Annotated in this window: 11 protein-coding genes and 1 pseudogene; 6 read left to right on the top strand and 6 right to left on the bottom strand. The window is 69.1% G+C overall.

The window, feature by feature from the left end; all coding sequences use genetic code 11:
- Positions 1-1450 precede the first annotated feature (1450 nt).
- Positions 1451-1699, top strand: coding sequence for a hypothetical protein (locus tag ACFWYM_RS15145; RefSeq protein ID WP_384835702.1), 249 nt, complete (start codon positions 1451-1453; stop codon positions 1697-1699).
- Between the two features lie 328 nt (positions 1700-2027).
- Here ACFWYM_RS15145 and ACFWYM_RS15140 read toward each other — a convergent pair whose 3' ends face one another.
- On the bottom strand, positions 2028-2456 hold the full coding sequence (locus ACFWYM_RS15140; RefSeq protein WP_384835699.1) for a PPOX class F420-dependent oxidoreductase: 429 nt from the start codon (positions 2454-2456) through the stop codon (positions 2028-2030).
- 195 nt (positions 2457-2651) lie between these two features.
- On the opposite strand from ACFWYM_RS15140, the gene ACFWYM_RS15135 reads away from it, so the two are divergent.
- Together ACFWYM_RS15135 and ACFWYM_RS15130 are read left to right on the top strand one after the other, a co-directional pair.
- Positions 2652-2996: a winged helix-turn-helix transcriptional regulator gene (locus tag ACFWYM_RS15135; protein ID WP_384835696.1), complete on the top strand. Its 345-nt coding sequence runs from the start codon at positions 2652-2654 to the stop codon at positions 2994-2996.
- A gap of 443 nt (positions 2997-3439) precedes the next feature.
- Positions 3440-5461 (top strand): choice-of-anchor A family protein, encoded by a 2022-nt coding sequence (locus ACFWYM_RS15130; RefSeq protein WP_384835693.1) that lies wholly within the window; start codon positions 3440-3442, stop codon positions 5459-5461.
- A gap of 70 nt (positions 5462-5531) precedes the next feature.
- Here the strand turns inward: ACFWYM_RS15130 and ACFWYM_RS15125 are convergent, their stop codons facing one another.
- Together ACFWYM_RS15125 and ACFWYM_RS15120 are read right to left on the bottom strand one after the other, a co-directional pair.
- Entirely contained in the window at positions 5532-6257 is a 726-nt protein-coding gene (locus ACFWYM_RS15125; RefSeq protein WP_384835690.1) for a L,D-transpeptidase family protein, read from the bottom strand.
- A gap of 1155 nt (positions 6258-7412) precedes the next feature.
- Positions 7413-8396 carry a helix-turn-helix domain-containing protein gene (locus ACFWYM_RS15120; RefSeq protein WP_384835686.1) on the bottom strand — a complete coding sequence of 328 codons (984 nt, stop codon included), beginning with the start codon at positions 8394-8396 and terminating at the stop codon, positions 7413-7415.
- Positions 8397-8546: 150 nt separating this feature from the next.
- On the opposite strand from ACFWYM_RS15120, the gene ACFWYM_RS15115 reads away from it, so the two are divergent.
- Entirely contained in the window at positions 8547-9971 is a 1425-nt protein-coding gene (locus ACFWYM_RS15115; protein ID WP_384835683.1) for an aminopeptidase P family protein, read from the top strand.
- Between the two features lie 602 nt (positions 9972-10573).
- Here ACFWYM_RS15115 and ACFWYM_RS15110 read toward each other — a convergent pair.
- Positions 10574-11113 carry a CGNR zinc finger domain-containing protein gene (locus tag ACFWYM_RS15110; RefSeq protein ID WP_384835680.1) on the bottom strand — a complete coding sequence of 180 codons (540 nt, stop codon included), beginning with the start codon at positions 11111-11113 and terminating at the stop codon, positions 10574-10576.
- A 147-nt stretch (positions 11114-11260) separates the two neighbouring features.
- Here ACFWYM_RS15110 and ACFWYM_RS15105 point away from each other — a divergent pair, with 147 nt between their 5' ends.
- The gene (locus ACFWYM_RS15105) at positions 11261-12310 is read left to right on the top strand and encodes an EamA family transporter (RefSeq protein ID WP_384835678.1); all 1050 of its coding nucleotides are present in this window, start codon (positions 11261-11263) and stop codon (positions 12308-12310) included.
- A 77-nt stretch (positions 12311-12387) separates the two neighbouring features.
- Here ACFWYM_RS15105 and ACFWYM_RS15100 read toward each other — a convergent pair.
- Positions 12388-12564, bottom strand: a pseudogene (locus tag ACFWYM_RS15100) (dTDP-4-dehydrorhamnose 3,5-epimerase family protein); the annotation flags it as partial.
- Positions 12565-13576: 1012 nt separating this feature from the next.
- On the opposite strand from ACFWYM_RS15100, the gene ACFWYM_RS15095 reads away from it, so the two are divergent.
- Complete coding sequence (locus ACFWYM_RS15095; protein ID WP_384835731.1) at positions 13577-17437, top strand: acyltransferase domain-containing protein; 3861 nt, start codon at positions 13577-13579, stop codon at positions 17435-17437.
- A gap of 339 nt (positions 17438-17776) precedes the next feature.
- Here the strand turns inward: ACFWYM_RS15095 and ACFWYM_RS15090 are convergent, their stop codons facing one another.
- Positions 17777-19087, bottom strand: a complete 1311-nt coding sequence (locus ACFWYM_RS15090; RefSeq protein ID WP_384835675.1) for a lipase family protein — start codon at positions 19085-19087, stop codon at positions 17777-17779.
- Between the last annotated feature and the right edge of the window lie 23 nt (positions 19088-19110).

The raw sequence follows: 19110 nt of genomic DNA, 5'->3' as shown, positions 1-19110 counted from the left end.
GCACAGCACATGCTGTGCGAGCCGGCTCTTGTTCTGCCGTCGCTGATCCTCGGTTCGAGGCGGGCAGAGGACCCCTCCGAGGCTCTGTGCGAGTGAGCTCGCAAGCCGGGCGCGGCGATTGAGGTCCGAGCCGCGCACTTCACGATTTCCTGGAAGGCAAGCCCAGTTGATGCTCTGTGGAGCAGGGCGAGTCATCCGGATTGGCGTGCGTCTTGGGTGGGCGAGGAGTCTTCTGTGGCGCTCTGGAGGTGTTCGGTGAGTTGCTGGAGTGTGGTCCAGGTGTCGGCGTCGGTGCCGTCGCCCACCGGCGACGGTCAGGTCGTGGAATCAGGGGCCTGCCACTGCTTGGCGGGGGCGCCGAGGGGGACGCGCATGAGCCGCCCCTGCTTCTGGGTCTGCGTGGGCCTGCTGGTCCCGGTGCCACGGCTGGCGCGCGTGCCGCCGCCACCGGCCAGGTACAGGCCAGAGGGGGGCGACGACGTCGGCCCAGAAGGCCGACAGTGGCGGCCGGTTGGAGGCGGAGGCCGCCATTGCCACGGCGAAGCGGACCGGTGAGCAGGTAGAGGTGAGATCACTGCGCGGTGAGTCCAGCGACGCCTATGCCACCGCAGACGGGAACCTGGAGGCGCGGGAATACCTGCGCCCGGTCCGGGGCCGGACGGGCGGCGGCTGGAAGGAGATCGATACCGGTCTGGTCAGGGCGTCGGGCGGAATGGTCGCCCCGAAGACGTCGGCGGTGCGTCTCGCCTTCTCCGATTCTCCGACGGTGGGATGCCCCGCTGGTGCGGATGACCAAGGCGGGTCGCGATCTGGAGCCTTACGGCAGGGTATAGGTGCGCGTTGCTCTCGGTGAATCCGAAGTGCGCGAATCCGGCGCGGAGTTGTGGGTACAGCGCCGTGCGGACGGCTATATACCGCAATGGTGATGCAACGGTGTGCCAGAGAGTGAACGGGAGAGGGAGCTCACGGCTGTGGGTCAAGGGGGCGCAGGTTCAAATCCTGTCGTCCCGACAGAGATGTCGGTGAAAACCACAGGCAGGGGGCCCGTCCCGTGAGGGCGGCCTCTTCTTGTTGTTCTGGGGGCGGTGGGAGAGGGGTGCGGATGGGGCCTGGGTGCGGTGGTGGTGGACGAGGTGGCCGTGGTCGGCGGGGTGATCCGCATTCGGGCCCGCACGCGCCCGGGGGCCGACTGGTGCTGTCCGGACTGCCACACGCCGTCGGCTCGTGCGGGCCGGTCCAGTTCCATGGCCGCGGTCAGTTCGTGCAGAAGGCCATCGAGGTCGATCGGTTGGTTCGCGCCGGGACACTGTTGCGTGCCCTTTCGCTTCCAAGGGGCTGCCCCTCGGGCTCTGGAGGCGTGAGGCCCGACGCATCACGGTGGGGGAGATCGGTTCGGCCCGCTCTCTGGGCGTGACCAACTCAGAGCGGGATGACAAGCAAGGAGACATCTGTGAAGTCGTGGCGTACTCGCATAGGCATCGGTCTCGCTGTGGGGGCAGCGGCGGTTGCTGTTCCGTTCACCAGCACCTCCGCCTTCGCCGCAGGTCCCCCCGGCGCGGGCTGGGTACTCCAGGGCGCCGAGGCGTACCCGTCCAAGGCGGCGTGCGAAGCCTCGGAGCTCCCGAACGCCAAGGCCAACGGGTTCAACGAGGTGTGGTGCGACGACAGCAAGACCATCATGACCATCTACTACCGCTGACATCGGCGGCGTCGTTGACATCACGCTGAGAAGTACCGCTGCCCCTGGTGCCCCGCACCAGGGGCAGCGGGCTCACCGCCGCACCGCCGCACCGCCAAGGTCACAGGCACCTGAACCACCTCGCCGCTCGGATGCTGCACGCGCGTGTGGATCTCCGCCTCATGCCACTGCCCGCCGCCCCTGACCCGGATCCGGATGCGGACCCTGACCCGGATCCGGACAGGCAATGGACGCCCGGGTGTCCGGAGCGTCTCCGCAGTGGCCCCGGATGCGGCTCGTCCTGGCGAACCCGCCGTGCGTCCCCGTCGCGGACCACCGCTGCCACGGTCTAGAGGGATATCGCGATGACCTTCTGCGCGGTGATCCGCACGATCAGCCTGCTGATGTCGGCCGGCTCCGCCGGCGGGTCCTCGCCGAGATACCGCTGGGACAGTTCGCGCGGCAGCACCTTGTCCGGGTCCGGCAACAGCTCGGCGGTTCCCCGGATTTCCACTGACCGGTAGGGATTCGCACGGTCGTAGACCGTCAGGCTGATCCGCGGATCCCGGGCGAGGTTCCGTGCCTTCTTCCGCCCCGCGGTCGTGGAGAAGACCACGGAGCCGCCCCGGAGCCCGACCCAGACGACGGAGGTCTGTGGGCCGCCATCGGGGTTGAGCGTCGCCACCACGGCGAAGTTCCGCCCGTCGAACAGTTCCCGCACCGTGGCGTCGAGCGCTACCTGAACGGGAAGTTCCGCCGTTCCGTGGTCGTTGTTCACCAGTCGTACCTCGCCTCTTACTGAGCATGTGGATCGGCGCGAACGGCCCAGGCCGTCTCACGCGGAGGCACTGGCGTGCCCGCACCCCATCCTCAAAGAGCACGTCGCACAACGGAAGTAGGCACATTTATGTCACGTAGGAACGCATGCACGGCCGAGGAAGCCGCCGGCCGCGAGGTCTGCACCGTTCTCGACGTGCTCGGCAAGGTGAGCGGGAAATGGACGCTCGGCGTCCTGAGCGAAATCACGCGCGGGCCTGTCCGATTCGGTGAACTCGAGCGGGCGCTGAACGGGATCAGCCGCCGGATCCTCACGCTGACACTGCGCGACCTGGAAGAGAACGGATTGCTGACCCGCACCGTGTATCCCACGGTGCCGCCCAAGGTCGAGTACACCGCCACCGACGAGGCGCGCGAGCTCTACACCATGCTCACCGGCCTCACCGCCTGGGCCTCACGCCACCCCGCCGCACCGCCCACCCCCGTCACGTCAGCGTCCCGCCCCCGTGCGATCAACTCCATGCGGGACAGTCCGTCTTGACGGGATACCAGCCGTCACAAGGCTCCCGAACAATCAGTTCACGGACAGGTTCTGAGGTTCTGACGGGTGGGGCGCGTCGGTTGAGGGGGCGTACCGGTGGAGCTCCTCTCGACGGGCGCCCCTGATGACGTGGTCCCGACCCGCGAGCCCTCTCCTGCTCCTTTGGGGTGGGGTTGCGCACGACATCGGGACGACCGGGGAAGGGGTGGGTGCCGACGTGTGAATCTGAGGCGAGGGGGATCATCACACTGCCTGAGGAGCTGGTTGTCCCCGTGTTCCGTCTCTTGCTCACTGCCGGGCCGAGACCGCTCGGCCCGACCGCGCGTCCTCGCCTGCGCGCAGCGCTGCTGGTGGTGGCGGTCCTGGGTGCCACGGCTGCCTCGCCGGCACCCGCCGCGACCGCGTCCGCGACTGCGACTGCGACTGCGACTGCGTCCGCGACCGTGTCCGGGGCGGCGCTGGCCGCGAAGCCGCTGCCCGGCGGGCTCGGGCCGTGCGTGCCGGGCAACTGTCCGTCCGGCGACTATCCACCCATCAACAACGGGTCGATCCAGTACCGCGACAACGCCATCAACGTGTACGTCGGCGGGGACTTCCGGGTCCGGGAGAAAGCGGCTGAGGCCGAGGGGCGGGTCGTGGTGCTCGGTGACTTCGACCAGCAGAAGGGAGCGGGAGTCAGCGGCATCTACAACATCGGTGAGGCGGGCGTCGGTTCGCGCGTCGCCCCGCCGGTGGGCTCCGACTGGCTCACCACCGGTGGCGATGTGACCGTCGCCAGTGGGCAGCGCCTTCTCGCCGACGAGGGAGTCGTGCGGCACGCGGGCACGGACCGCGGCACCATCGTCGCCCAGCAGAACGTCCGGGACCCGAACGCGGCCACCCCGTACATCCCGCTGCGCAACCAGCTCACCGAGGCCAGCCGGTGCTACGCCCACCCCACCGGCGGCAGCAGCACCCGCCCGCCCACGGGAACCGCGGTGCACGCGGGCGGCGAGACGCTCTTCACCGGTGACGGCACCTCGAAGATCCAGGTCTTCAACGTCGACTTCGACCTGCAGAGCGCGAGCGGCGGGCAGGAGGGCGTCCGCTTCGCGAACATCCCGGCCGACGCCACCGTCCTGGTGAACGTCCTGGGCACCCGCCGCGTCATCAACACCTACAGCGGCACCATCGACGACTCCAGCCAGCTCAACCAGATGCGCAGCCGCCTCTTGTGGAACTTCCCGGACGCGACGTCCGTCGAGTTCAAGGGCACCGGGCAGTTCCAGGGCAGCGTCCTGATCGGTGACCAGGCGTCGACGACGACGGTGAGCCTGCCGGGCATGAACGGGCGCTTCTTCACCACCGGTTCGCTCACCCACACCAGCTCGGCCTCGGGCGGCGGCGGCCAGGAGTTCCACAACTACCCCTTTGAGGGGGACCTGCCCGACTGCGCCGTCGCACCCACCGAGGGGGAGGTGAAGGTCCTCAAGACCGACAAGGACTCCGGCGACCCGATCGCCGGGGCCATCTTCGAGCTGTGGCAGGAGACCAACGGGCAGACCGGTCTCCAGATGGGTGGCGCCAAGCCGGACACCCTCATCGGCGCCGCCTGCACCACCGAGGCGGCGGGCGAATGCGTCCAGACGGTGCCGCTGGGCGCCTACTACTGGCGCGAGGTCCAGGCCCCGCCCGGCTACGTCCCGCCCAACCCCGGTGTCCTGGGCCCGATCACCCTCACCAAGGGCAACGCCGACGCGGGTGTCTCGGTGACCGCCACCAACGCGAAGGAACGAGGCCCCGCCTTTGGTGAGGTCCGCGTCCTCAAGACGGACAAGGAGACCGGACGGCCGCTCGGCGGGGGCGTCTTCCAACTGTGGATCGAGGCCAACGGTCGCCCGGGCCTGCAGACTTCGGGCACCGACCCCGACGTTCCCAGGGACGCCCCGTGCACCACGGCGGGCTCCGGAGTCTGCGAGCAGACCGTGCCCTTCGGCACGTACTACTGGCAGGAGGTCAAGGCCCCGGCCGGTTACGACCTGCCGTCGCCCGCCGTCTTCGGCCCGCTCGCCCTGACCAAGGACAACGCCGACAAGGGCGTCTCGGTGACCGCCAAGGACACCCGGCACCGTGCTCCCAAGGGTTCCATCGCCGTGGCCAAGACCGACAAGAAGAGCGGCCGGCCGCTGGCCGGAGCCGTGTTCCGGCTCTGGCGTGAGACCAACGGCCGCCCCGGCCCGCAGACTTCGGGCGCCCGCCCCGACACCGCCGTCGGCCGAGGCTGCGCCACCGACAGGACGGGCCGCTGTGCCTTCGCGGGCCTTCCGCTCGGTGCGTACTACCTCCAGGAGACCGCCGTGCCGGAGGGCTATGCACTGCCCTCACGCCCGGTCACCGGGCCCTACCAGGTCACCGCCCGCAACGCCCCCAAGGGCGTCACCGTGAAGCTCGCCAACCGGCGTGGAGAGCACGGGAAGAAGGGCTGACCGGACCCGACAGCCGTACGGTACGGCCGGGCGCGGGCATCCCAGATGCCACGCCCGGCCGTACCGCGTGTCAGCCCAGGGTGCCCGGCTTGGCTCCCCACACGTAGACCAGGTCGCCCACCTTGAGCAACTGCCACAGCCGCTCCGCGTCGGGGACCCGCAGATTGATGCAGCCCGCCGAGCCGCCACCGTTGTACAGATCGTGGGGCGAGCCGTGCAGTGCCTGCCCTCGGTCGAAGAACTGGGCGTACGGCATCGGCGCATGGTGGAAGAGGTTCGAGTAGTGGTCGCGGTGGCGCCAGTACACGGTGTGCCAGCCGTGGCGGGTCTCCTGCCCATCGCGTCCGGTGCGCACGGGCACAGGCCCGAAGTCCACGCGGCGGCCGGTCTGCACCCACAGGAGCTGGCGGTCCATGTCCACACACGTCACCCGGCGCGGACGCACGGGGCAGTGCCCGGCGCGGTTCGGGTTCCGTCCGGCCTGGACGACGAGCATCATGCGGTACGTCCACAGGTTCGCCGTCCCGTCGGCCGGACGCACCCCCTGGCGCTGTTGGAACCGACGGATCGCCTCGCAGTCCGCGTCCGACTGCACTCCGTCCACGCGCAGCCGCAAGAACCCCTCCAACTGCCGCTGGTATGGCCCGGTGTCGGCGGTGCACCGGGCCGTGGCCGCCGGTAGGGAGGTGCTCGTCGCGGCTTCCGCGGGGGCCATGCCCAGCAGCGCCGCCCCGGTGAGCAGGACGAACGCGGCTCTACGGACCCTGGCGCGGATCGAGTACGGGGAGAGCGCCATGAGGCCCCTTTCTCTCGTTCGTCCCTCTCGCCGTCCGGTCGCCGTCCGGCTTGTTCGTCCGGGGGCCGAGTGCCTCTGTCTCACCTTCACGGTTCATCGCTGCCGAGGCACCCGCAGCGCCTCCGTCCGATGGACCCGTTAAGCCGCGATCGCCGGTGTCCGGCGCCGTGCAGCCGGCCGCCCGCAGGGAATCCGTGCACACGGGCGGGATGTCAGTCAGCCGTTGAGCGGGTGCGGGTGCGGGTGCCACTCTGATCCACGTGTACGCAGACTCCTCAGATCCTCTGCTCCGCAAGGCGAGCTGCATGCCGGCCGAGGCGGGCGAGCACCTGCTGTGGAGTGGTTCCTGCAGGAACGGCTCGCCCACGATGAGGTGGCAGGGCCGGACCGTCACCGTGCGCCGCGAGCTGTACATCAGGACGTTGGGCAGTGCGGTGCTCCCTGCTCAGGTGCGGGGGGCGAGCACCGGATGTGCGTGAAACCGGACCACTCCGTGGTGATCGCGGGGTCTCTCGATGGTCGCACGGCACTTCTTGAGTAATTGGCCGAGCAGCTCATGCCGACGCCCGGCGGGTGTCTGCTCTTCGAGCCGGCTCGGGCGTTCGCTTCCCTCCGCGTATGTGTGAACGGCACGGTGGCCCGGCTGGGCCGTGCCGTGTGGATCCAGCACCACGGCCCGATGGGATCCGGGCAGGTCCTCGCCCGGCTGTGCACCCATGACAACTGTCTGAACCCGGGCCACATGTACGTCAGCACCTTTCAGCAGGAGGTGAGGCGGTACGCGGCTCAAGGAGCGTTCGCGGGAGAACTCCACTGGAATCACAAAGTGACCGAGGGAGAGGTGCGCGAGATCCGCTCGACGCCCCTGACAGCTCGACAAGCCGCTGTGAAGCACGGGCTCAGTGTGACGGCCGTCCGTGACATCAGAATGCGCCGGACGTGGCAGCACGTTTGACGGGCGACTGGGGGTCTAGGGGTCGCAGGTTCAAATCCTGTCGTCCCGACAGAGATGTCGGTGAGGACCGCAGGCCGGAGGCCCGCACGGCCGACGCATATTGAACTCGGGATGGCTGCAACTGAGCGGCATCTCCGGCCCGTTCGGGTCGGCTGGCGGCAGGCAATGGGGCATTGTGTATCCATCCGGCAGCGTGTGCGTCATAGCCACCCGCTGCGTTGGGCCTGCAGGGCCATCTGGAAGCGGTTCGCGGCGCCGAGGCGGGCCATCAGGATCTGCAGGCGGCGGAAGAGGGTGCGGCGGCTGATGCCCAGCTCGCGGGCGATGGCGTCGTCGCTCGCGCCACCCGCGAGGAGCCACAGCAGACGACGGTCGGCCGGTGGCAGGCCACCGGGGCTTGCGGTGGTGCCGTGGAACGGCAGGGCGTTCTGCCAGGACTGCTCGAACAGCGCCATGAGCGCGGAGAGCAGGCCGCACGGCTGCACGACCAGCATGGTGTTGTGCACGTCGGCTTCCTTGATCGACAGCGACACGAGTGCGTACGCCTCGTCGATGATCACGAGTTTGACCGGCACCGACGGCAGGACCCGGGCCTGTTCGCCGGCGTTGACGCACGGTTCGATGGCCTCCTTGAGATGGCCCGGGTATTCCAGGGAGGCCCTCGAGTACACGACGCGCTGTGTCATCCCGCGCGCGAGCGTGGCCAGCGCGTCGTCCGTGGTGCCGGGCTGGGTGACATACGGGGGTGACTCGAGCTGTCGGATCTGTGTGCGGGCGCTCGCCCATGCCTGCCGGATCCTCGGGCCGACGGCGTCGCCGGTGACGACCTCGACGAGGTCGTCGTTGTACGCGGCGAGCCGCTGCCGCCTGAACGACTCGAACGCGCCCCCGACGGCGATGCGCGACTCCTCGACCTCGGCTGCCCGGTGCCGGGCGAGGATCTCCAGGCCCGCGGCCGGCGGCACCGGGGCGACCACGTCCCTGCCGCCCTCGGCGGCACTGGCCAGACCGGCGCCGACCAGTGTGTCGTACGCCTCGGTGAGTTCCGCACCGTCAAGACCGGCCGCTCGCGCGATCGCGTCCAGGGGGGCGGGTCCGACGTCAAGGAGAGCCAGATAGACCTGGGCCGCCGTGTGATCGATGCCCAGGAGCCGGAGCGCCTCGCCGAGTTTCGCAGGGGTCATACGCCGCATTATCGACGCCTCCGGTCAGGAGAGTGGCTGATCTGTGCCAGTGGCACTCTTTGGCGCTGAGCGTGCGCGGCGGCGGCTACCTTCCGCTGAGAAGCCCGTCCGGAGGTCTTGCAGAGGTCTCTTCAGAAGAAGGAGCACGCCGTGGCGAAGGGCAGGAAGAATGGTCTCTACTCAGGGATATCCGCGGAACTGTCCGCCCTGATGCGGACAGGGTGGGAGGACACCGAGCGGCACGACCTGACCCTCGACGAGCAGGCCCCGTACGCGGCCGAGCGCCGCGCCGCGCTCTCCGCCCGCTTCCCGGGCGAGCGCCTCGTGGTCCCCTCAGGGAACCTCAAGGTCCGGTCGAACGACGACACGTACCCGTTCCGGGCGTACTCGGGCTATGTGCACATGACCGGGGACCAGGCCCGGGACGGTGCTCTCGTCCTCGAACCCCGCATGGACGGCGGCCACGACGCCTACTGCTACCAACTGCCGCGCGACAGCAGGGACAACGACGAGTTCTGGACCGGCCCACACGCGGAACTGTGGATGGGCCGGCGCCGCTCCCTCGCCGAGTCGGAGCGTGTGCTCGGCCTCGCCTGCCGCGACGTCCGCGCGGCGGCCGACGACCTGGCCGCCTCCGCTGCCCTGGCCTCCGGCACCCCCACCCGGATCGTGCGTGGCATCGACCCGGCTCTGGAGGCCGCCGTCACCACCGACGAGAGCCGCGACGCCGAACTGGAAGAGGTGCTCAGCGATCTGCGCGCCGTCAAGGACGACTGGGAGATCGGTGAGCTGCGCAAGGCCGTGGACTCCACGGTGCGCGGGTTCACCGATGTCGTCGGCGAGCTCTCGAAGGCGATCGCCTCGTCCGAGCGGTGGATCGAGGGAACCTTCTTCCGCCGCGCCCGCCTTGAGGGCAACGCCGTGGGCTACGGCTCCATCTGCGCCGCGGGCGAGCACGCCACGATCATGCACTGGACCGACAACGACGGCCCGGTGCGCCCCGGAGAGCTGCTCCTGCTCGACGCGGGCGTGGAGACACACACTCTGTACACCGCCGACGTCACGCGCACGCTCCCGATCAGTGGCACCTTCACGCCCCTGCAACGCACGGTCTACGACGCCGTGTACGAGGCTCAGGAAGCGGGGATGGCCGCCGTGAAGCCCGGCGCCGCGTACCGGGACTTCCACGAGGCGTCCCAGCGCCACCTGGCGACCCGGCTCGTCGAGTGGGGCTTCATCGAGGGCCCGGCGGAGCGCGCGTACGAGCTCGGCCTCCAGCGCCGCTTCACGATGGCGGGCACCGGCCACATGCTCGGCCTGGACGTCCACGACTGCGCGCAGGCCCGGAACGAGGAATACGTCGACGCGGTGCTCGAACCGGGCATGGTGCTCACTGTCGAGCCCGGCCTGTACTTCCAGCCGGACGACCTCACCGTGCCCGTCGAATGGCGCGGCATCGGCGTCCGGATCGAGGACGACCTGCTCGTCACCTCCGACGGCCACGAGAACCTGTCGGGGGGCCTGCCGCGGTCGGCGACCGACGTCGAGGAGTGGATGGCCCGGCACGCGGGATGAATGCGGCACACGGGTCACATCGGGGCATACGCAAGCTTTAAGGCAGTCCTCGGGCCTGATTGCGGCGCGGGCGTCGGCTGAGCGTGGCGACGCGCGCCTACGGCATGGCGGATCCTTCGTAGATCCCGATACAGGCCGAACTGCATGACGGCAGCGGCCAAAGCCTTCCTCGCGCTGAAGCGGCAACGCTGTAGTAGCTCGGGCCGCGGGTGAGGGTGTTGGTCGACATGGCGGTCAGGGGGTGGAGCCAGGTGGGCACCGGGCAAGGAGGAAGCTCCACAGCGCAGTTGCCTGCGCCTACCTCAGCGTGTGGTTGCGTGCTGCGCCCGGTGAATCCGAAGTGTTCGCTTCGGGCGTGAAGTTGCGCGTACGGGGGGTCAAGGGGTCGCAGGTTCAAATCCTGTCGTCCCGACAGAGATGTCGGTGAGAACCGCAGGCCGGAGGCCGTCCGTGAGGGCGGCCTCTTTTTGTTGCTCTGGGGGCGGTGGAAGGGAGCTGGCTCCCTTCCGGTCCCCATCTCTGTTTGCTCCCCGTCGACGGGGTGTCCGGTCTCCGGCGCGGTCAACTGTCCGGCGCCGTCCGGGCGTTCCGGGGCTCGCCGCTCAGTCGGCGGCCTGCCGGGCGGCGTAGGCGCGGGACTTGGCCCGGTTGCCGCACACGCGCATGGAGCACCACCTGCGGCTCCGGTTCTTCGACAGATCCCAGAAGACCAGCTCGCAGGTGTGCTCCGCACAGCGCTTCAGGCGCAGGACGTCGCCGGTCACGCGCAGCTCCATCCAGGCGGCGGCGAGGGCGGCGAGCGGCCGGTGTTCCGGCACGAGATCGGGGTTCGGGCTGAGTGTGGTGGACCGGACGCCGGCGTAGAGGGGGACAGTGCGCAGTACGGCGTCGGCCGCCTCGACGGCGTCGGCCACGGGGGTCACTCCGACGTGCACCCCCAGCTCCTCGCGGATGCCGCCGCGCAACTGGAGGTACTGGGCGTGTGTCCCGGCGTCGAGGCCGAGGAGCCGGTCGAGCAGGCCCTGCCCAACCAGCCAGTCGGCAAGGTGTCCGGGGGTGCTCAGGTCATCAGTGCCGTACTCGAGGTTGAGCGTGTTCGCGAAGGCCTCGATCAGTTGGGCGGAAGGCGGCGGTTCGCGCACGGGCGGTCCCCTTCCTGGCGGGCAGCGATCCTGGCCCGCGCCAGGATACACCGGCTATCGCGATGACCGGTTGTGGTGCCGCGTGAGGGTGTGCGAAACTCCGCGCCGGAGGTAACCAGTGAAACGAATAGATGGTTCGGGTGTCTCATGAGCGGATCACTGCTCGTCGCCGTTGCGATCGCACTTCAGGCCCTGTCCAACGGGCTCCTCTCGGACAACCTCAGCGGCAGTGAGAGCGTCCTCCTCTCCTTCACCGCCTTCAGCGTCTCGGCCTTGGTCTTCGGCCTGGTGGCCCGCTTTCGGAGGAACGGTGAACGACAGCCGCTTCGCGGCGAGCGACTGCGCCTGATGCTGGTGCTCAACGCGGCCACCGCCGTGACCTTCCTGGGCTTCTACCGGTCCCTGTCACTCATCCCGGCTCCGCTGGCCACCGCGGTCGAGACCGGTATCGGGCCACTCGCCATAGCCTGCTTCCGGATACGGCAGTCCTCTGGCGTACGCCGCCTGGCGGAGCTGGGTCTCGGCATGCTGGCCCTGTCCCTCGCCCTGGCCGTGGCCGGCCGCATGGCCTCCGTCGGTCAGGTCGAGTCCGTACAGATCCTCGTGGGCGGTGTGGCGCTCGCCGCGATCGCCGGCTGCTCGGCAGCCGGGATCGCCGTCCTCTCCTACCGCCTGGGACAGCTGAAGGTCTCCCCGGTACAGGTCACCGCTCATCGCTTCCATCTCACTTACCTGCTCGCCCTGGCGGTACTGCTGTTCGGCGACATGCCCGCCGATGGGCCGGCCGGTACGCGGGGCGCATTCATCGTCTCGGTCGCCGTACTCGGCGTGGCCCTTCCGCTCTTCGTCCTGCAGATCGGCATGCAGCGGACCCCGCCGCTGGTGGTGACGCTGCTGGCGTCCGCCGTACCCGGCCTCACCTATCTGGTGTCGTCGTCCGCTGGGGAGCAGGGCTTCGACGCCGTGACCTTCGTTCTGATCAACGTGAGCCTCGTCGTCGCCTTCTTGGTCCCGGTCTTCGTCGGCCGACTCGCCAAGGCCACAACTCCTCGCTCCTCGCACACCCCGGCCCAGTCCAACAAGCCCTCCCCTGCCCGCGCACGCTCCTGGGGAACCTCGGCTGAGGAGCCCGGGGCCAAGGGGCAATCGTTGATCGTTGAGGCCGGGGGCCGTGACGGTCCCATGCCGCGCAGCTGAAGTCGAGGACTCCACCGTCGCCCAGCCTGGACGGATTCGTGCCGCGTGGCGGGCGGTACACGAGCCCCCCCGTGGCGGGAGACGGAGCAGTTGGCCTGGGCGAGGTGCAGTGGCTCCCCGGTGGCAGCGGCGAACTCGGTCTCCTGGTACCGCTCATGGAAACTGCCACGCTCGTCGCGTTGGACGACGGGCTCGCGCACCCACGCCCCCTCAATGGAGAGGGGGCGGAACCGCGAACGGGCATCGGTGGTCATCATGCTCTTTGGCTACGCGTCACGAGCCGATGCTCGCGATAGCCGCCACCGATGGTGCCGTGGCGGCCGCCAGCGACGGCGTATTCAGTCTGTGGCCGCTGTCGGAATCGGCCAGAACTCGGGTCCAGAGCGAGGAAGAGGAACTGTTCCGCAAGACCTGCCGCGACCCGCGAGCTCGTGTGAGCGATGTGCCGAAACGCTGCGTCTTCGTGAAGGGTTGTTCCTGGCGCCAGATCCCGCCCGTGTTCGGGGTTTCCTGGCAGGCGGTTCACCGCCGTTTCACGCAAGGGACTGGTCAGGGTGTGTGGGCTTCACTCCACACGAGCCTGGCCGAGAGGTGGCACACGTCATCCCGTGGGTAGTTGGCGGTTCTTGGCCTGGTTGTTCACATACTTCGAATAGTGGTGCTCGAACGAGGGCATCGCCTTGCCGCACGCAGCAGCACAGGAAATCATCCTTCAAGTGGTTCGCGTGCGTTGGCTTGTTAGCACCCGAGGGGTTCTCCAAGCAGTTTGTCGCGTCCTTCTAATTCGATAGCCGCAAGTCAGGATCCAGAATCTTCCGGGTGAACTGGATTAAGAAGACCGACAGAGAAGGGCGAGCATGCCGGACATGCCATGTGCCGCTATCCCGAAGACTTCCGCGATAACTCTGGATGCCATGGGTGTCCCGCTCTCCGGATTGCTCAGCGAACCATCGTCCGGAGCACCTCGGGCCGTTGTTCTGGCACTGCACGGTGGGGGAATGGGGGCTGGATATTTCAGGTCTCGGCAGCACACCCGCGGCACCCGGCACGCTTCCTCGCCATGCGGTCGGTCGCATGGATCGGCGTCGGCACTGGGGGATCCGCACCTCTACCCTCCGGAGACCTTCCGCCTCTGTCGTCCGCTGCCGGCCGCAACGCCAGCGGTTCGACGCGCAGGCGGTGGCTCGGCAGCTCGGTTGCCTTCCGCGGGTACGTGCTCCCACTCCCACGTTCCTGCTCGTCCCCATTGAAGAGATTGGATTGGCAGTGCAGGACAATGCAGAAGCAGTTGCTCTGATCGGTATCGGGTGCCGCTTTCCCGGCGGGATCGACTCTCCCGAGGCATTCTGGGGTTTTCTGTCTGATGGCAAGGTGGCAGTCGAGCCCACGCCGGAGGATCGCTGGCGGCCGTACACGAAGATCAGTCCGGAGTTCAGCGAGGCGCTGCGGCGGGCCGAGCGGCCGGGCAACTTCCTAGGGGACGTCGACGGGTTCGACGCTGAGTTCTTCGGCATCACGCCTCGAGAGGCCGAGTTCATGGACCCGCAGCAGCGGCTGGTCCTTGAGGCGTCTTGGGAGGCGTTGGAGCATGCGGGCATCGCGCCTCGCTCCGTGGCCGGCTCCGACACCGGGGTCTACATCGGTACGTGCTCCGACGACTACGGCCGGCGTCTGCTGGAGGATCTGCCGCGCATCGAGCCTTGGACGGGAATCGGCGCGCAGTTGACGGGGATCGCCAACCGGGTGTCGCACATTCTGGACCTGCACGGCCCCAGTTTCGTACTCGACTCTGCGTGCTCGGCATCGTTGGTGGCAGTGCACTTGGCCTGCCAGAGCCTGCTGACCGGAGAGACGTCCATGACTCTGGCAGGCGGCGTGAACATCATTCTGTCGCCCGCCTACACATTGACCCTGGAGGCCGCTGGGGCACTGTCCCCGGACGGTCGAAGCAAGCCTTTCGACGCGGAGGGCGACGGGTACGGAAGGGCCGAGGGCTGCGGTGTCCTCGTGCTCAAGCGGCTCTCGGACGCACAGCGCGACGGCGATGAGATCCTGGCTGTGATCAAGGGCTCCGCGGTGGCACAGGACGGCTACACCAGCGGCATCATGGCGCCGAACCCGGACGCGCAGCGGGACTTGCTCAGACTGGCTTGGGACCAGGCGGGCGTCGATCCGGCGACGGCGGGCTACATCGAGGCTCACGGGACCGGCACACGGCTGGGCGATCCGGTGGAGGCGTCCGGACTGCACGCGGTTTTCGGAGCGGGGCGTCCGGCCGATGAGCCGTGCTGGATCGGCTCGGTGAAGTCGAACATCGGGCATGCCGAACCGGCGTCCGGTGTCGCGGGCATCATCAAGGCCACGTTGATGCTGCGTGCGGCGGAAATGGCGGCCACGGTGCTGGCCAGTGAGCCGAGCCCGGACATCCCCTGGGACGAGTGGGGGCTGCGCCTGGTGACGGAGCATCAGCCGTGGCCCAAAGGGGAGCATCCGCGCCGGGCCGGTGTGTCCGGCTACGGATACGGCGGCACCATCGGCCATGTCGTCCTGGAAGAGGCTCCGCCCGTCCCCGCCAGGGAGCTGGCCGAGGTCGACGAGCCGGATGAGCCGATGCTGTTCCCGCTGTCGTACCGGTCGAAGGCAGGAGTGGCCGCGTACGCCGAGCGGCTCGCCGACTGGCTGGAACGGCACCCCGGTACACCACTGTCGGCGGTGGGACACACGCTCGCCGCGCGCCGCACGCACCTGGACCACCGGGCCGTGGTGCTGACGAACAACAGGGCCGAGCTGGTGGCGGGACTGCGTGCCCTGGCCGCCGGCGACGAGGAGCTGCCCGAGTACGTGGTCGAGGGCCCGGTCAGGAGGGGCACGGAGCAGGGCACGGTCTGGGTCTTCTCCGGCCATGGCTCGCACTGGGCGGGCATGGGCAGGGAACTTCTCGCCACGAACGCCGAGTTCAGCGCGGTGATCGATGAATTGGGGCCGATCTTTGAGCAGGAGCTGGGCTTCTCGCCGCGACAGGCCATCAAGGAGGGCGACTTCGAGGCGGTCGACCGCGCCCAGTCGATGATCTTCGCGATCCAGGTCGGCCTGGCAGCGGTCTGGCGTGCGCACGGGCACCGCCCGTCGGCGGTGATCGGCCACTCGGTGGGAGAGCTCGCCGCCGCGGTGACCGCCGGCGCGCTGAGCATCGAGGACGGCGCCCGGCTCAGCGGCCGCCGCTCGGCACTGTTGCGCCAGGTCGCCGGGCAGGGCGCCATGGCGATGGTCGCCCTGCCGTTCGACGAGGTGGAGCAGCGCCTCGTGGACCTCCCGGCGATATGCGCGGCGATCGCCTCGTCTCCGTCGTCCACGGTGGTGTCCGGTGACGCGGCAGCAGTGGACGAGCTCATACGCGACTGGAGTGGCCAGGGCGTTCCGATCCGTGAGGTCAACTCCGACGTCGCCTTCCACAGCCCGCACATGGACCCCCTCACCGCACAGCTGCGGGAGGCGCTCCAAGACCTGTCGCCGCGCGCCCCCGAAGTCCCCCTCTACACCACGGCTCTTGACGACCCGCGCGCGGAGGGCCTGCACGATGCCGCCTACTGGGTGGCCAACCTGCGCAATCCGGTCCGTTTGACCGAGGCTGTCGAGGCCGCGGTGCAGGACGGCCACCGCCGCTTCTTGGAAGTCTCCCCCCACCCGGTGGTGTCGCACTCGGTCACCGAGACGCTCACCCACCTGGAGATCCAGAACGGTCATGTCGGTCACACCCTGCGCCGTAACCGACCCGAACTTCCCACCTTCCTGGCCAACTTGGGGCGTCTGCACGTTCACGGTGCGGTCCTGGACTGGGCGGCCCTGCACGCCGCCGGCCAGCTGGCGGAGCTGCCACCGATCGCCTGGCAGCACCGTCGACACTGGCTGGACGCCCAACTGCCCACGGCTGCGGTGGTCAGCCAGCAGCACGACGTCACAGGCCACACGCTGCTCGGTACGCCCGTCGACGTGGCCACCGATGCAGGCATCCGCGTCTGGAACACCCACCTGGACGATGCCAGCCGCCCGTTCCCCGGCGGCCATGCTCTGCACGGCACCTCCATCATCCCGGCGTCCTCGATCATCCACACGTTCCTGGAGGCGGCCCCAGGGCAAGGCGGCAGCAAGGCACTCTTCGACGTCTCACTGAAGTTCCCGATCGCCCTGGCCACCCCTCGCGAGGTGCAGGTTGTGCGGGACGGGCTGACGCTGCGGCTGACCAGCCGCCCGACGGGCGCTGGGGGCCCCGGCAGCTGGATCAACCACACCACGTCCTCCACCATGGCCGATCACGCCACCCCGTTCCCCGGCGGCCAGCTCATCGTGCAGGCCCCGGAGCACCTTGAGGTCGCGGACGCGTCCGTGGTGATGGGCCGGTTGGATGCGATCGGCGTCGAAGGCATCGCGTGGCCGTGGACCGTCGAGGAGCTTCTCTCCGGTGACGGCTACCTGCGAGCCAAGATCCATGCTCCGACCGTGTCGGGTGACCAGGTCACCTGGGCCCCGTTGCTGGATGCCGCACTCGGGGTGGTGCCGGTCATTTACGGTGGCGAACCCATGGTGCGCATGCCCGCCCACATTCGCGAAGTACGCGTGGTGGGAGAAGCCCCCGAGACGGGCTACGTCGACATTCGGCTCGTCGACCCGGCCACCGACACGGTCGACATCACGATCAGCGACGAGGACGGACGCCTGCGGGCCTGGCTGCCAGGAACCCGCTTCGGAGCCCTGCGACCCGGTGGGCAGATGGTGACGGAGACCGAGCGGTCCGGTGAGCCTCAGCCGACGGAGACGTCGCTGGACGGATCGGCGTCGGACTGGCGGAATCTGCCTGCCGGTGAACTGGCGGCATGGGTGGAGAAGGAGATCGTGGGGCGGTTGGCTCGCGAGATGAAGATCCCGGCTGACGAGCTCGACCGACACCGTCCGCTCAGCGATCTCGGCCTCGACTCGGTCATGACCACCGTTGTCTGCGCCCGCTTGGAAAAGCTCTTGGACATCCGCCTGCCCGTAACCGTCCTGTGGAACTACCCGTCCGCGGACGGTCTGGTCCAGCACGTCTTGTCTCTCCTCACGCCTGAGCCGGAGACCGGCTCGGAGGAATGACCGCCGTGACGTCTCAAGGCGGCGATGGCGAACGGGAAAACGGGAGCCAGAACGGTACTCGCCATCCCCTGTTCGCCGGTGGGTCCGATGGCAGGGGCGATACCGAGCCTCATATGTGGCGAGTCGTCGACTGACGGCTTTCCTGCTCCCTCAAGCAGCCCCGACCAGTAATCCCCCGGCTGGTCGGGGCGCACCACACCATCGGTGAACTGACCAAGGCGTCTCATTCCTCCAGGGGGGGGGAGGACCGTGCCACTGGAGGGCGCTGCCGAACGCCTCGCCAACGGCGGGCAGTCCGCCCCTGCCCTGTCCGCTCAGGTCTCCGGGGGAGCTCGTGGTTCAGGTGCCGCAGTTGCCGGATGTGGGCTGGCCGGCGAACCGCTGGCCGAGCCACTCAAGTGCCGGACCGTTGCCCTGGATCGCCGTCCCGACATGGGACTGACCGGCGAAGGACTTCCACTCCACGGCGTGGCCCTTCGCGCACCAGTCGGCCCGCAGCTTCTGCCCGACCGCGTAGGGGATCGTCTCGTCCGCGTCCCCGTGGTAGAGGAACGTCGGCGCCGATGGTCGCTTGCTCCCGATGAACTGCTTGGCGATGGCCCGCTGCCAGTCCCGACGCTCCAGCGGGTTGGACGTCGTCACGTCCTCGATGGTCTTGCCGCGCCCGGCTTCCAGGGCCGTCCCGACGCATTCGTTCCGGACCACGTCGGCGAGCTTGCGGCCCTCGTCGTTGAGGTACTTGTCGAGGTGGAGAGCTGGATCGGCGGCGTTCAGGCCGACGGCCGACATCAGCAGATAGCCGGCGCTGTCGCTGCCCTCGAGCGAGTCGGCGACCTTGGCGAGGTCTGCCGGAACACCGCCGCTCGCCGTGCCCTTGACCTTCAGTTCGGGAGCGTAGGACGCGGCCATCTCGGCGGCCTTCGCGCTCGCGCCGCCGCCCTGCGAGTAGCCCATGATCCCGACAGGCGCCGTTGCGTCGACCCCGTACTGCGCGGCTTCAGGGTGCCGCTGGGCCGCACGCGCCGCGTCGAGCACCGCACTGCCCTGCGCCTTGGCGACCATGTAGGTGTGGTCACCCGGCGTGCCGAGGCCCTCGTAGTCCGTGACGACGACCGCGTAGCCCCGTACCAGCGCGGCGTTGACGAGCGGTGCCTCGGCTGTGGTGCCGCCAGGGAATCCGGCGGAGGGTGCGCACTTGTCACCGAGGCCGACGGTGCCGACCGCATAAGTGATGAGGGGGCGCGGTGTCGTCCTGCCGTCGTCGGGGACGATCACGGTGCCGGAGACCGCGTTGGGCCGGCCGTTGGCAGAGGTCGACCGATAGGTGATCTTCCACGCCTTGGTGGGGGTGGGCACGCCCGGCGTGTACTGGAACGAGGACGGCTCCGAGCTGAGGATTTCTCCGGGGGCCGTCTTCTTGCCCGGCTTCTTCCCGCCCGGCCGATGCTTGTCCTTGTGATGCTTCCCGTGGTCCTTGTGGTGCTTCCCGGCGCCGGTGGCCGCCCCGGTGGGCTGGGCCGAGGAGATCGCGTGCGGGGCGTTGTCCGGCGTGTGACCGCTCTGCGCGGCGGCGGACCCGGGCAGTGCGAGTACCGCGACCGCGACGGCGGCTCCCGCCGCCACCGTTCGCCTTCGTAAGGCTGATGTCATGCGGCTCTCCCAACTCTCCTGTG

The sequence above is a fragment of the Streptomyces sp. NPDC059009 genome, from assembly GCF_042740175.1.
Classification (GTDB): Bacteria; Actinomycetota; Actinomycetes; order Streptomycetales; family Streptomycetaceae; genus Streptomyces.
The sequence above is the reverse complement of the archived record's forward strand: the minus strand, read 5'-3'. Positions and strand labels throughout refer to the sequence as shown.